Origin of the sequence: Brucella rhizosphaerae, from assembly GCF_002252475.1 — a bacterium.
Lineage (GTDB): Bacteria > Pseudomonadota > Alphaproteobacteria > Rhizobiales > Rhizobiaceae > Brucella > Brucella rhizosphaerae.
Genome location: NZ_NNRK01000035.1, coordinates 263,263 through 277,338, shown reverse-complemented (window position 1 = coordinate 277,338; position 14,076 = coordinate 263,263). Strand labels below are relative to the sequence as shown.

Below are 14,076 nucleotides of genomic sequence, written 5' to 3'. Positions count from 1 at the left end.
CGCCTTCGCGGTTATGCCTTGCAGAAGAATTCACGGAACCCGTACATGCTTGATTTGCGCACATGGCTGAAAAGCCGCCTTGGCCCAGCCATAACACTGACGGCAGTGTTGGCGCCCTTGGCTGTGCAGGCGCATCCGCATGTTTTTGCCGATGCAAGGCTGGAGTTGACGATTGCGCCGGATGGTACGGTGGACAAGCTCGCTCATATCTGGCGTTTCGACGATGTTTTCTCGTCGACCGTTCTTATGGAGTTTGACAAGAATGGCGATTTACAACTCGACAAAAATGAGCTGATCGACCTCGGGCATGTCATCAACAGCTCCATTGCCGAGTTCAAATATTTTCAGACTGTGCTTGCCGATGGCAAAGATGTCAAAATGGCTCGCCCGAAAGATCTGGCGGCCGATTTTACCGACAATCACCTGCTGATTATCTTCACGAGCAAGCCTGAAAAACCGCTGAAGCTGGAACCCGGTCATACGGTGAGCTTTGGAGTTTACGATCCAACATTTTACACAGCCATCGACTATGTAAATGATAGCGAACTTGTCATCAAAGGCTTGCCGAAGGGATGCACGTCCAAAGTCGTTCGCCCTAATCCGGATGAAGCCATCGCCCAAAACCAGGCGTCGCTAACAGATGCTTTCTTCAACGACCCGGCTGGCACCGACATGTCGAAGATTTTTGCCACCCGTCTTGAAGTAACCTGCGCACCAAAAGGATAGACAGCCTTATGAAAAGAACGGTCCGTTTCATTCTCACCGCTACCCTCGTGATGATCGCTGCCAATGCGCTGGCACAATCGTCTCTGGGCATTGGTGCCAATGAAGTTGCCATGAAGCCGACCGGCCCGTTCGCGCATATCATCCTATGGATGAACGAACAGCAGCGCACATTCTATCTCGCCATGACCAATGCACTCAAAGCCATGCGCGACGATCCATGGCAGGCTTCTGTGCTGATCGGACTGTCGTTTATTTATGGCATCTTCCATGCGGCTGGCCCCGGCCACGGCAAAGCGGTCATTTCATCCTACATGATTGCCAATGAAACCGCGCTTCGCCGCGGCATTTTCCTGTCCTTCGTATCCTCGCTGTTGCAGGCCGTCATGGCCGTCTTCGTCGTGGGACTGGCATGGCTTGTCCTGCGCGGTACGGGAATTTCCATGAACCAGACCGCACGCTATATGGAGATTGCGAGCTTTGCGCTTGTGCTGCTCTTTGGCATGTGGCTGCTGGCGCGCAAATTGCCGCTTCTGTTTAAAAAGCCCGACAATGCAGACCCGTCGCCGACAAGCGCACTTTTAGCAATGGCACCGCAGACCGCGATGGCTGCCGGTCCAGCCTGGCAAGGAAGCGTTTCACAAAGCACACGGGCGCTCGCATCAAGCAGCACAGTCAAGCTTAACTATAAGCGCACAAACGCCGCAACTGATCATGTCTTCATCGGCGAAGGCGAGATTTGCGCAGACTGCGGCAATGCACATATTGCCGATCCATCGAAACTTGGTGATGATTTCAACTGGAAAACGGCATGGTCAGCCATTTTCTCTGTCGGTCTGCGTCCATGCTCCGGCGCACTCATCGTGCTCACCTTCGCGCTTCTCAATGGCTTGTTGGTCGGTGGTTTACTCTCGGTCTTTGCCATGGCCTTCGGCACATTTCTGACCGTCGCGTTTCTCGCAACGCTTGCCGTGACCGCCAAGAACACAGCATTGCGTTTTGCAGGCAGCAACGCCATGTCGGGCCGCCTGAAGGCGCTCATTGAAGTTGGCGCTGCTTTGTTTATTGCGCTGACCGGCGCTCTGCTGCTGAGCGCCGCCTTAGTTGGTTAGTCCCTGTTCTGGCGGCGCGAGCGCAGCCAGAATATGCCAAAAAAACCAAGCACGAAGAGTATCGCGAAGAGAGCCGCTGCAACATGCGAGCGTTTGCCAAGAGCAATCATGATGCTCGGCACGAAATAAGCGAGCACACCAAAGCTTATCAGGATGATTGCTGCGGCAATTGCCGGATTGCTCTTCTTCGGTTCAGCCACCAATGCGAAAATCCTCTAATTTTCTAAACTGCTGACCCTCATTATCAAAATTTTCTGGCGCAAGCCATGCCTGATAGGCCTGTTTCAGCTCGGGCCATTCACTGTCGATGACAGAAAACCATGATGTGTCGCGGTTATTTCCCTTTGTCACCATGTGCTGACGGAAGGTGCCTTCAAAATGAAAGCCGAACCGCTCCGCAGCGCGCTTGGAAGGTGCATTATTGTCGTTGCACTTCCATTCATAGCGACGATAGCCAAGCTCGTCGAAAATATACTGCATGAACAGGAACTGCGCTTCAGTCGCAGCCGGTTTGCGCGACACAAGCGGTCCCCAGTAAATATTACCGATCTCGATCGCTCCATGAACCGGATCGATACGCATCAATGCCTGACGACCAGCGACCTTGCCACTTGCCTTATCGATGACTGCAAAGAACAGTGGATCTTCGCTGCTCGATACCTTTTCAAGCCAGGGTTCAAAAGCCTCGCGTGTCGCAGGCGGAACCTCGAACAGCCATGTGAACCGCTGATCCGCGTCGGTCACGGACGAAGCGGCAAAAAGCTCGTCACCGTGTTTGGCTGCATCGAGCGGTTCAAGCCTGACATAACGGCCTTCCAGCGTTTTACGTTCAGGTTTCGGGCGAGTGGTCCAGTTCCGCAAATCAGTCATTTCTATGCTCCCATGTACCAACACAAGGAGCATAAAAGATGCGCGACTAAAACAGGAAAATTGTCACCCTTACTTTTCCCTGATTGCAGCCCGATCAACCGAAACAGCCTTGATCAGGGCGACAACCCGATCACCCACTGCCAAGCCAAGATCATCAACCGAACGACGTGTCAGACGGGCTCCGAGACGACGCCCCTGAAAATCGAGCGCAATATGCGCGTTCGGTCCCTCACTGGTTTCGATTGCAGTGATGGAAACAGGCAGCACGTTGCGAATGCTGATCGCATCGGGTGCTTTGCGTGCAATGGAAACATCGCGCGCGCGGACGCGAAGACGCACATGCATGTTCTGCGTCAGACCCGCGTCGCTAAGCTGGAACGTGCTTCCGCCGAGATCAATGTCCGCCAGTTTGTAGCGCTCGTCATAAGTTGAAACTGTGCCTTCGAGCAACACGCCAGCTCCCTCGCTCTCGCCGTCGATCAGCGGAAAAATGTCAGCCGCCCCGCCGCTTGCCTGCACTCTGCCGCCCGATAGCAGCACGATTTCGTCTGCAAGCCGCGCCACCTCATCAATTTCGTGGCTTACATAGACGATGGGTACATGGCTTTCATCGCGCAACCGCTCAATAAACGGCAATATTTCCTGGCGACGTGCATGATCGAGCGATGAAAGCGGCTCATCGAGCAGCAGGAGTGCCGGATCAGACAAAAGCGCACGACCAATCGCCACACGCTGCCGTTCACCACCAGAAAGCGTTGATGGACGACGGTCCAAAAGAGGTTCGATGCCGAGCAGTTTTACAACTTCATCGAAGCTGCGTGTGTTCTGCCGCTTTCCAGCCCAGCGCGCATAAGTCAGATTGCGCTTCACGCTCATATGCGGAAACAACCGCGCTTCCTGAAACACATAGCCGATGCGCCGCTTTTCAGGCGGCAGATTTATGCCCTTCTCAGCATCGAAAAGCGTGAAGTCGCCAACGGCTATCCGTCCACTTTCCGGGCGCAGCGTCCCGGCTATCATCTTGAGCAACGTTGTTTTGCCAGCACCCGAATGGCCGAACAATGCCGTGACACCCCAGCGAGCGGCGAAATCGGCTTCGACAGCAAATTTGCCGTTGCGTCCTGCGACGGAAACTTCGAGCCCACTCATTTCGCTTCTCCTGCAAGCCTGCGCTGCAACCACTCGGACAAGACAACGGCGGCAATGGAAATGCCTGCGGAGATCGCAATCAGACGGAAGGCTTCGGCATCACCGGTTGGCGTCTGCAACAATGCATAGATCGCCAGCGATAGCGTTTGCGTTTCGCCGGGAATGTTGGAGACAAAGGTTATGGTTGCGCCAAACTCTCCCAACGCTTTGGCAAAGCCCAAGACTGCGCCGGCCAGAATGCCGGGCAGCAATGGCGGCAAAATCACTGTGCAGAATGCGACGAACCTGTTTGCGCCAAGTGTGCGCGCCGCTTCTTCAAGTCCACGATCTAACCCTTCGATTGAAAGACGTATAGGGCGGACAAGCAGCGGAAACGCCATGACCCCGGCAGCCAGTGCTGCACCGGTCCAGCGGAAAGAGAAGGAAAGGCCGAGCCATTCCTGCAAGGGTGCACCAAGAGACCCGCGCGATCCGAACAGGATCAGCAGCAGGTAGCCCGTCACGACCGGTGGCAGAACCAGCGGCATGGTGACGACGGCTTGCACCAGTGACTTGCCCGGAAAATTGAACCGGGCAAGAATCCACGCGACGAGAAAGGCGACTGGCAGCGCGACAATGATGGCTATTCCGGCAACCCGGAGCGACAGAGCAACAATCTGCCAGACATTACTTTCCATCGTTATTGGCCATCATTACTCAGCAGCCTCTGCAGCTCCGACAAAACCCTTGTCCTTGATGATAGCCTGTCCGGCATCACTTTCAAGGAAAGCAAGGAATGCCTTTGCGGCATCGCTTTCATTCTTTGCAATCAGAGCTGCCGGATAAAGGATAGGCGCATGGCTGGAGGCCGGGAAACGATAAGCTTCTACGAGTTCAGGTGCTGCAGCGCGATCGGATGCATAGACAATCGCCGCCTTCACTTCTGCACGGCTCACATATTGCAGTGCCACACGGACATTCTCAGTGAAGACCGCATTCTTTTCGACGTCTTTCCAGATATCGAGCTTTTCAAGTGCGGCCTTGCCGTACTTACCGGCGGGCACATTTGACGGATCGCCCATTGCGAAACGACCAGCGTTCAGCAATTCCTTGGCCTCACCCTTTGGTGTTTCCTTCTGTGTCGCAATAACCAGCGCATTGCCGGCAATCACCTTGCGCGAAGCCTTGTCGATCTGATCGGCTTTCTCGACGTAATCCATCCAGTCGAGATCGGCAGAAATGAAAATCTGTGCTGGCGCACCCTGTTCAATCTGCTTCGCCAGAACCGAAGACGATGCAAAGGAAGCAACGACTTCTGTACCATCCTTGGCCTTGATCTGCCTGGCGGCTTCCTCAATCACATCCTTCATGCTGGCTGCGGCAAAAACCGTAACCTTGTCGGCGGCATGTGCAACCGAAGCAACACCAGCGGCAACTGTGATAAGCAATGCGGCGATAAGTTTTTTCATTGTAAGCCTCCATAGTGCCCGTAATTTTGGGCAAACATCATCACACGCCGGAGAAATCCGACGCTGTTTTGTTCGAGCATCACGTTTCAGTTTGATGCTTCGACTTGCGATGATGGGTATGATGGAGGCAAACGCGACCCGGATGCCGTCAGACCCTTTTCACACGGGCGTCCATGCAAAAGCCGCCCAAATTTCCATAACGAATTCATATCGTTCTGAAAACGAGGTCACCTTAAAGAGGTGTTTTAGCTTTGGCTAGTCCTGACGGGAACAATGCGGCAAAAGAACCGCATCAGAATGAAGCTCGTGCCCGAAAAGGGTAGAGCGGTTTTCGAGTAAAGACGCGCATTAACAAGTAAGAACGCGGTTAGCGTCCTATGTGCTTGTGGCTTGAGCCGCGCAGCTTGGCAAGTTTGACCTGCTTTTCACGCTCGGCAAACCGTGCACGATCTTCCGGGGTGCGCTCGTCATAACAACCCGCGCAAGAAATGCCTTCCTCGAAAAACCTGGAAAGCTTGTCTTCAGCGGTGACCGGACGACGGCAGGCGCGGCAAAGCTCGATGTCGCTTTCGGTCAGACCATGGCCGATAGCAACGCGCTCGTCGAACACAAAGCATTCGCCATTCCACATGCTTTCTTCGCTCGGTACTTCCTCAAGATACTTAAGAATGCCGCCCTTAAGGTGAAATACGTCGTCAAAGCCCAGACCTTTGACGAATGCAGTCGCCTTTTCGCAACGAATACCGCCTGTGCAAAACATGGCAATCTTCTTGCCTTCGAGCTTGTCGCGGTTCTGCTCAACCCATTCCGGAAATTCACGAAAGGTCTTGGTGTTCGGGTCAAGCGCACCTTCAAACGTGCCGATTGCATATTCGTAATCGTTGCGCGTATCGACGACGACTGTGTCTTCATCGGCAATTAGTGCATTCCAGTCCTTCGGCGCAATGTAAGTGCCAACGCTGTTCAGCGGATCAATCCCGTCAACGCCCATGGTGACGATTTCGCGCTTCAGCCGCACTTTCATACGGTAAAACGGCATTTCACTGGCATGAGAGTATTTGAGTTCCGGATTGGCCAGTTCCGGGATTGCCGTGATGTAAGCAACCAGCTTCTCAATCGCTGGCTGAGTGCCTGCAACTGTGCCGTTGATGCCTTCGGCTGCGAGCAGCAGCGTTCCCTTGATCCCGTTCGAGCAGCAAAGTTCGGCCAGCGGCTCACGCAGGCTTTCATATTGCGGCAAACGCGCAAAGCAATAAAGGGCAGCAACAGTAAAAGGCAGATTGCTCATCGTTCGATCTCTTCCAAATTTCCTTCGAACTAGTCCTCGAACGCGGCAAATTCAAGTTATTTATCCCCCTAGTCTTCAGAGCAGCGACAATCTGGCCTCGATAAACGCAGTTTGCAGAGGATAATTCAGATGTTTGACACCGATACGTTCGCAGCAATCATTTCAATGGCGGGTCACGCGGGAATTGAAGCCGCTGCCCTTCTGGCAGTCGCAGAAGTGGAAAGTGGCGGCCGCGCCCTCTTTGATATCAATGGCAAAAAGGAACCGGCTATCCGCTTTGAAGGGCATTACTTCGACCGCAGGCTTTCGGGCCGCATTCGCGATCAGGCCCGTCAGGCGGGGCTATCCGCTCCTGATGCCGGGCGCATACGCAATCCCAAGACACAGCGGGAGCGCTGGCTTCTGCTGGAACGAGCCATGTCGATCCACAAAAAGGCGGCGCTCGAATCCACATCCTGGGGTCTGGGCCAGGTGATGGGCGCACACTGGAATTGGCTTGGTTACCAGAATGTCGATGAACTGGTTGCAGAAGCGCGCAGCGACGTTGCGGGCCAAGTCCGGTTGATGTTGCGCTTCATTGAAAAGGCCGGGTTACACGAAACACTGCGGGCGCGCGACTGGCGCACATTTGCCCGTCGCTATAACGGACCGGCATTTGCGCGCAACCAATATGACAGCCGCATGGCGTCAGCCTTTGAGCGATGGAACAGAAGTCTGAGCCACATGTTGCAAGCGGCCTGAGCGCTCAATAGCCATGCCCACGCATCGGTTTTGATGCCCAGCATTCTGGCAGCTACGGTAGACAAACAAGCCAGCGCACTCTAAATCGATTTTAGCCATTCAATTTCAAGCAGAAGAGCAAGCCCATGCCACAGAAAACCGATCTTCTCGTTCCCGTGTTGCAAGGCCAACCAGTTATTCCAGTATTGCTGATCGACAAGGTCGAACATGCCGTTCCACTGGCCCGTGCGCTTGCCAAAGGTGGTTTGCCCGCAATCGAGATCACCTTGCGCACTGCTGCTGCACTGGACGCAATCCGCGCGGTTGCATCGGAAGTGCCAGAGGCAATCGTCGGCGCAGGCACAATTCTCAATGCAAAACAGTATGAAGATGCTGCCAAAGCAGGTTCACGCTTTATCGTGAGCCCGGGTGTCACGAAATACATTATTGCTGCAGCCAACGACAGCGATGTGCCACTTTTGCCTGCTGCTATCACGCCAAGCGAAATGCTGGCATTGCGTGAAGAAGGTTATACGCATCTGAAATTCTTCCCGGCCGAACAGGCGGGTGGCGCGCCTTTCCTGAAAGCGATGTCATCGCCATTGGCGGGCACCTTCTTCTGCCCAACAGGTGGCATTAGCCTTGCAAACGCTAAAACCTATCTCTCGCTGCCAAACGTTATTTGCGTCGGCGGCTCATGGGTTGCACCAAAGGAATTGGTTGAAGCAGGCGACTGGGACGCCATCACCAAACTGGCAAGTGAAGCCGCAGGTCTAAAAGGCTGAAAGCGCATCCCGAAAAGTGCGAAACGGCTTTCGGGGTGCGTGGGAGCACAAAAAAATAAGAGCTCCGATCTGGCTGATCTTACTGAATCAGTTCGGCGCTAAGAAAAATGAATTTCATGAACAAAAAAAGGGGCCTCAAAGGCCCCTTTTCTTTAATCTGTTAAGCGATCAATTGGTTTCAGTGAACTTTGCCACCGTCAGGAAGGTGACGGCATTGCCACTGAACTGATTAGCACGTTCGCTTGGCAGGTCACCACGCTGGAAGCCAGCTGTGTAGACCATTGCAGGTGCGGTACGCATCGCGTCATTGCGCAGGTTCGGATTGGTCGCTGGTGCCGTCTGCGAAACGGAATCAGAAGACATAGCAACAGCAGAAGCTGGGATCGCTGCCGGCTGCACAACAGGGCTTGGACGCGAACTTGCCTTGGCGGCGTGGCGATCACCCTTGCCCGAAGAACGGGCACTGTTCTTGGCTCCACTGCCAACGGCTGCAACATGCTGACGCGCTGGAGCAGGCACTGCTCTGGCTATCGAAGCCGTCTTCACTGGCACAATCTTTGCAGGTTCACGCTTTGCAGATGCCACGGGCTGGGTGTCGAAATCATCTTCCGGCGGGGCAATCAGCTCACCGATTTCATCTTTCTTCGAGACCATGGCCAGTTGCGTATTAGCACGCGGGGCCTCCTTCGGAACAGGATAAGCTGCGGCGGCACCCTGCTGAATTGCGTTGCCAGCATCGGCGACAGTCGTTGCCCCATCAGGAGCGTTATTCACGATCTGAGCAATTGCATCCTGCGGGTTCAACTGGTCGCGTTCAGGACGGGTACTCGGAACTGCAGCAGCAGAGGCAATCTGTGTAGCGGCTTCCTGCTGCGGACGTATGGACGGAATTGGAACGAAACCGGTCATCAGCGGATTAGTACCAGCGTCGGCGATCTCTTGCGCAGCAGCATCACCAGGTTGGGCAGCGGATGCAAGTGCAATCGCTTCCTGTACGGCGTTTGCCGGTTTACGGGCCGGGATCGGAACATTGAGAGCAGCAACAGGCACTTCCTCAGCCTGTTGTGGCACTTCAACGGTTGCTTCAGGACGTGGGGCCTGCATAGGCACTGGTGCCGCACGGGTCGGCAAGGCCGCAATCATAGCTTCCGGCTGCTGGACAGGTGCAGGCGGCGCGACTGCCGGAGCCTGACGCGCAGGCGCAGCACGGGCCGGACGAACCGTCGCCGGAGCGGGCGCGGAATCATTGCCGTTATCTTCTTCTTCGTCAGCACCACCGCCGCCGAACAGCGCACCAAACAGCGTCTTGCTCTTACGTGGTGCAGCATTGCTGGCCATCATGACGCCACCGCCACCAGCCTTACGCTTTTCAATCATCGCAAGTGCCTGCTCATAGCCCGGCAATGGCTTGCCATCAGCCGGAAGGTGGGCAGTCTTGCCGTCAGGGAACAGCGCGAGCAATTCGCGTCGGCTCATACGTGGCCAGGAGCGTACATTGCCCACGTCCATGTGCACGAAAGGCGAACCGGAACGCGGATAATAGCCAACGCCGCCGATCTGATAGCGCATACCGATGCCGCGCAGTTTTGCAAGCGGAACACCGGGAATGAAAAAATCCATGGCGCGACCCAGCGTATGCTGGCTCTTCTTGGCCACACCACTGGTTTTCGAGCGCAACATGTTGTTGGTCGCCGGCGAACGATAGGCGGAAACAACGGTTATATACTGGCTGGAGCCTGAAGAGCGATAAACCTGCCAGACCAGATCGAACAGACGCGGGTCCATCTTGGTCGGTTCATTGCGACGCCAGTCGCGGAGGAACACGTTCAGCTTCTTCAAACCATCAGGCAGAAAGCGTCCGTCCCGCTTGAAGGTGATTTCTGCTTTTTCGCCGGTATGGACATAATAAAGTCTGAGCGTACGGGTTTCGGCAGAAGCCTGCGACGGCGCCAATACCGTAACGACTGCGGCTGCAACCAAAGATACGGAAACAGAAGAACGAACCCGACATACGGAAGCTGACAATCCAGTCCATACTTTCGTCAAGCGCGCTTTAATGGTCGATATCCTGCTCATTGAATTATATCGCCTTACCGTGTTGTCCGCCCTAAGGGCCGTATCAGAGTTCGAGAAACGAATATGCTTGAACCCTGATTGTCGGATTTAATGGTTAATGGACGCTTAGTGAACAACAAATGAGGAAACACCATGGCAAAAAAGCCACACAGGTGCATCTATTTTCGTCATGGTAAATAAACTATTAACAATCTTCGTCGATGCTTACATTCTGGCAACACCGACAGGTGGCGGCCTATAAATTAATAAATTTCAATAATTTAAGTGCCTTTTAGCCGTTCATAACACGGTCCTGATCGGCATCATTATCGTCATCTGCGTCGTAGCGACCCTTGCCAGCTATCGACGCCACATCGATGCCATATTCCTTCAATTTTCGATAAAGTGTCGTTCTTCCGATCCCAAGACGACGCGCGACCTCGCTGATTTGGCCATCGTAATGGGCGATAGCGAAGCGGATCATCTCTTCTTCGGTGGCAGCAAGCGTGCGAACTTCTCCTTCAGGCGTAATCCCGCTTATCGATCCCACGCCGAAATTATCTTTATCCTGCGCTGATGGACTGTCGGCTAAAATTGAATTCAGGGACGCGCTTGCGCGAGCAGCGAACGCACTTCCTTCACCCATGTGGCGGAAGTCACGCACCGTCAGCGCATGTTCATCGCACAAAAGCACGGCGTGATAGATTGCGTTCTTAAGCTCCCGCACATTGCCGGGCCAATCATAGCTCTTGAGGCTTTCCAAAGCATAGGGCGTGATGCCGGTAATATGACCAAGCCGCTCTTCGCCCGCAAAGTGCATCAGAAACTGATGCGCAAGAATTGGAATATCTTCGAGGCGATTTCTCAGTGATGGCACTTCGATCGAGAACGACGAAATAAGATGATAGAGGCCGGGATGAAATCGGCCCATATGCACAAGCTCGGCCATCGCCTGACTGTTCGATGCAATAATACGTGTATCGGAAAGAGGTACACTGCCGTCTGTGGCAGTCGCATACTGCGATGCCTGCATAAGTTCGAACAGGCGAAGCTGGGTGCGATAGGGCAAGGCGCTCACCTCATCCAGAAACAATGTTCCGCCCTGCGCTTCCGCAAGCTTGCCTGCAATCTGGATAGGTGTGTTGTCCGGCTTCAAAGCACTTTGACTGCCCAGCTGTCCGAACAGGATCTGGTCGGCATTGCCCTTCGCAAGAGAACGACAATCGATCGCAACAAACTGGCCCTGCCAGCGAGTACCGCCACTGCTGATGGCACGGGCGAGCGTTTCTTTGCCTGTTCCGACTTCTCCCTCGATAAGCAACGGCGTATCCAGAGGCGTTACGCGGCGCGCAAGGACCGCCACCTTTTCCATTTCCGGGCTTTTCGTTACCATCTCGGAAAGCAGAATATGCGATTTCTGAGACGAGCGGGTTCGCTTGAGTTCTTGTGTCAGCGAATCAAGCTTGAAAGCATTAGCAACGGAAACCTGCATCCGCTCGACGACGACAGGTTTGGTCATGAAATCGACCGCACCAAGCCTGATCGCCTGCATCGCCTTTTCCATGTCGTCGTTCTGTACAAGAGCAATGACAGGAATATTGATGCCAGCTTCCCGCATTTTGGTGAGAACTGCGCAACCATCCATATCCGGCATGGTCAAATCGAGAAGTATGAGAGCGATATCCTTGCGATTGCCGATAAAGCTGAGCGCACTTATTCCGCCATCCGCAAGGATGGTTCGATGCCCCATGCGCAATACGGCCGCTTCAAGGCTCCTGCGCTGTATCGGATCATCATCCGCTATAAGAATACGCGTACTCATGGATGCTTCACTACCAGTGGTCTATGTGCCGGAACATCCCAATATTTAGTATGTGTCATATTTCAGGCATATCATTTGGAGCATCGTTCCGGATTAATGCAAGCCCGATGCACAGACATTCCCCCGTCATCCTCAGAATAGTCGGCCGGTCGAGCCCAGGCGTGCCCTCTTGGCGCCACGAAAAAGACATGCGAGAAGGGGGCAACAGGAGAATGCCAATGACCAATGCGATGAACCGTTTTTCAAAGCCCGCCATGTTGGACGCTACTCTTCATATGCCAGCCGGGGATGCCGGGGCCTCCAAGAAGCCCAATCTTGGAAATCTGCCGGAATGGAATCTGGCCGACCTTTATCCTTCTGCCGATAGCACAGAGCTAAAAGCCGACCTCGAAAAAGCAGCGAAGGATGCGGTAAACTTTGAAACGCGCTGGAAGGGCAAACTCGGAGACGAGGTTGCAAAATCCGATGGTGGCAATTTCGCTGATGCCATCAAGGAATACGAAGCGCTCAGTGAGCTGATGGGGCGTATCGGATCCTTCGCAGGCCTTTATTACTATGGCGACACGACCGATCCCCAGCGCATGAAGCTTTTTGGCGATGTGCAGCAGAAACTGACTGATACCAGCACGCCACTCATTTTCTTCAGCCTTGAAATCAACCGTATCGACGATGCGGCTCTGGAAAAGGCGATGGCTGCCAACCCAGCAATTGGTCACTATCGGCCATGGCTGGAAGATCTGCGTCTCGACAAGCCATATGAGCTGGAAGACAAGCTCGAACAGCTTTTCCATGAGAAGTCGATCACTGGCTATAGCGCATGGAACCGCCTGTTCGATGAAACCATGTCGAGCCTGCGCTTTGATATCGATGGCGAAGAACTGGCCATTGAGCAGACGCTTAATCTGCTGCAGGATTCCGATGGTTCAGTGCGAAAAAAGGCGTCCGAAGCACTTGCTAAGACCTTTGGCGCAAACCTGCGCACCTTTACCCTGATCACCAACACGCTTGCCAAGGATAAGGAAATTTCCGACCGCTGGCGTGGATTTGAAGATATTGCCGACAGTCGCCACCTTGCGAACCGCGTCGAACGTGATGTCGTTGATGCGCTGGCCAAGGCGGTTGAAGATGCCTATCCACGCCTTTCACATCGCTATTATGCCTTGAAAGCCAAGTGGCTCGGTCTTGAAAAGCTGGAGAACTGGGATCGCAATGCGCCTCTTCCAGAAACGCCGCAGGCATTGATCTCATGGGATGAAGCACGCGAAACAGTCCTTTCGGCTTATGGCAATTTCGCACCCGAAATGGCGCAGATTGCGCAAGACTTCTTCGACAAAAACTGGATTGATGCGCCGGTTCGTCCAGGCAAGGCTCCGGGCGCCTTCGCACATCCAACCGTACCGTCTGCCCATCCTTATGTGCTGCTCAACTATATGGGCAAACCGCGCGATGTCATGACGCTTGCGCACGAGCTCGGCCATGGCGTGCATCAGGTTCTGGCTGGTGAACAGGGTGCGCTGATGGCTTCAACACCGCTGACGCTGGCAGAGACCGCATCTGTGTTCGGCGAAATGCTGACCTTCCGCTCATTGCTGGAGCGGACGAAGGACAAGCGTGAGCGCAAGGCTATGCTGGCACAGAAGGCCGAGGACATGATCAATACGGTCGTGCGCCAGATCGCCTTTTATCAGTTCGAGCGCCGTGTCCACACAGAACGTCGGGAAGGCGAGCTTACGTCAGACCGCATCGGTGAAATCTGGATGGATGTGCAGCGCGAAAGCCTTGGCGATGCAGTCCACCTCAACCCGGGTTATGAGACCTTCTGGACCTATGTCCCGCATTTCATCCATTCGCCGTTCTACGTCTATGCCTATGCATTCGGTGATTGTCTGGTAAACTCGCTTTATGCCGTCTACCAGAATTCGGAAAAAGGCTTCCAGCAGAAGTATTTCGACCTGCTCAAAGCCGGTGGTACCAAGCATCACAAGGAATTGCTGGCGCCTTTCGGCCTTGATGCAACCGATCCGGATTTCTGGAGCAAGGGCCTGTCGGTGATTGAAGGCATTATCGATGAACTTGAAGCCATGGAAGACTGAGCACTGACGTG

The 14,076-nt window shown here is 54.2% G+C and carries 13 protein-coding genes; 5 read left to right on the top strand and 8 right to left on the bottom strand.

What is annotated here, in order from left to right; genetic code table 11:
• Positions 1-45: 45 nt before the first annotated feature.
• Entirely contained in the window at positions 46-726 is a 681-nt protein-coding gene (locus CEV32_RS22900; protein WP_094579428.1) for a DUF1007 family protein, read from the top strand.
• 8 nt (positions 727-734) lie between these two features.
• On the top strand, positions 735-1,835 hold the full coding sequence (locus CEV32_RS22895) for a nickel/cobalt transporter (RefSeq protein ID WP_094579427.1): 1,101 nt from the start codon (positions 735-737) through the stop codon (positions 1,833-1,835).
• Here the strand turns inward: CEV32_RS22895 and CEV32_RS22890 are convergent.
• From CEV32_RS22890 to trhO, 6 genes are all read right to left on the bottom strand, one after another.
• Positions 1,832-2,035 carry a hypothetical protein gene (locus CEV32_RS22890; protein ID WP_094579507.1) on the bottom strand — a complete coding sequence of 68 codons (204 nt, stop codon included), beginning with the start codon at positions 2,033-2,035 and terminating at the stop codon, positions 1,832-1,834. The two genes, CEV32_RS22895 and CEV32_RS22890, sit on opposite strands and share 4 nt — an antisense overlap.
• Positions 2,028-2,705: a GNAT family N-acetyltransferase gene (locus tag CEV32_RS22885; protein ID WP_094579426.1), complete on the bottom strand. Its 678-nt coding sequence runs from the start codon at positions 2,703-2,705 to the stop codon at positions 2,028-2,030. Before CEV32_RS22885 ends, CEV32_RS22890 begins: the two co-directional genes overlap by 8 nt.
• A 69-nt stretch (positions 2,706-2,774) precedes the next feature.
• Complete coding sequence (modC, locus tag CEV32_RS22880) at positions 2,775-3,854, bottom strand: molybdenum ABC transporter ATP-binding protein (RefSeq protein WP_094579425.1); 1,080 nt, start codon at positions 3,852-3,854, stop codon at positions 2,775-2,777.
• Positions 3,851-4,537 carry a molybdate ABC transporter permease subunit gene (gene modB, locus CEV32_RS22875; RefSeq protein WP_094579424.1) on the bottom strand — a complete coding sequence of 229 codons (687 nt, stop codon included), beginning with the start codon at positions 4,535-4,537 and terminating at the stop codon, positions 3,851-3,853. The genes modC and modB overlap by 4 nt, the downstream gene beginning before the upstream one ends.
• A 9-nt stretch (positions 4,538-4,546) precedes the next feature.
• Positions 4,547-5,302, bottom strand: coding sequence for a molybdate ABC transporter substrate-binding protein (gene modA / locus CEV32_RS22870; RefSeq protein ID WP_094579423.1), 756 nt, complete (start codon positions 5,300-5,302; stop codon positions 4,547-4,549).
• 367 nt (positions 5,303-5,669) lie between these two features.
• Complete coding sequence (gene trhO / locus CEV32_RS22865; RefSeq protein ID WP_094579422.1) at positions 5,670-6,590, bottom strand: oxygen-dependent tRNA uridine(34) hydroxylase TrhO; 921 nt, start codon at positions 6,588-6,590, stop codon at positions 5,670-5,672.
• Between the two features lie 129 nt (positions 6,591-6,719).
• On the opposite strand from trhO, the gene CEV32_RS22860 reads away from it, so the two are divergent.
• Entirely contained in the window at positions 6,720-7,331 is a 612-nt protein-coding gene (locus CEV32_RS22860) for an N-acetylmuramidase family protein (protein WP_094579421.1), read from the top strand.
• Positions 7,332-7,456: 125 nt separating this feature from the next.
• Positions 7,457-8,095: a 2-dehydro-3-deoxy-phosphogluconate aldolase gene (locus tag CEV32_RS22855; protein ID WP_094579420.1), complete on the top strand. Its 639-nt coding sequence runs from the start codon at positions 7,457-7,459 to the stop codon at positions 8,093-8,095.
• Between the two features lie 168 nt (positions 8,096-8,263).
• On the opposite strand, the gene CEV32_RS22850 is transcribed toward CEV32_RS22855, so the two are convergent.
• On the bottom strand, positions 8,264-10,171 hold the full coding sequence (locus CEV32_RS22850; protein ID WP_094579419.1) for a DUF882 domain-containing protein: 1,908 nt from the start codon (positions 10,169-10,171) through the stop codon (positions 8,264-8,266).
• Between the two features lie 271 nt (positions 10,172-10,442).
• The gene (locus tag CEV32_RS22845; RefSeq protein WP_094579418.1) at positions 10,443-11,972 is read right to left on the bottom strand and encodes a sigma-54-dependent transcriptional regulator; all 1,530 of its coding nucleotides are present in this window, start codon (positions 11,970-11,972) and stop codon (positions 10,443-10,445) included.
• A gap of 254 nt (positions 11,973-12,226) precedes the next feature.
• On the opposite strand from CEV32_RS22845, the gene CEV32_RS22840 reads away from it, so the two are divergent.
• Positions 12,227-14,065: a M3 family oligoendopeptidase gene (locus CEV32_RS22840; protein WP_167382851.1), complete on the top strand. Its 1,839-nt coding sequence runs from the start codon at positions 12,227-12,229 to the stop codon at positions 14,063-14,065.
• Positions 14,066-14,076 lie beyond the last annotated feature (11 nt).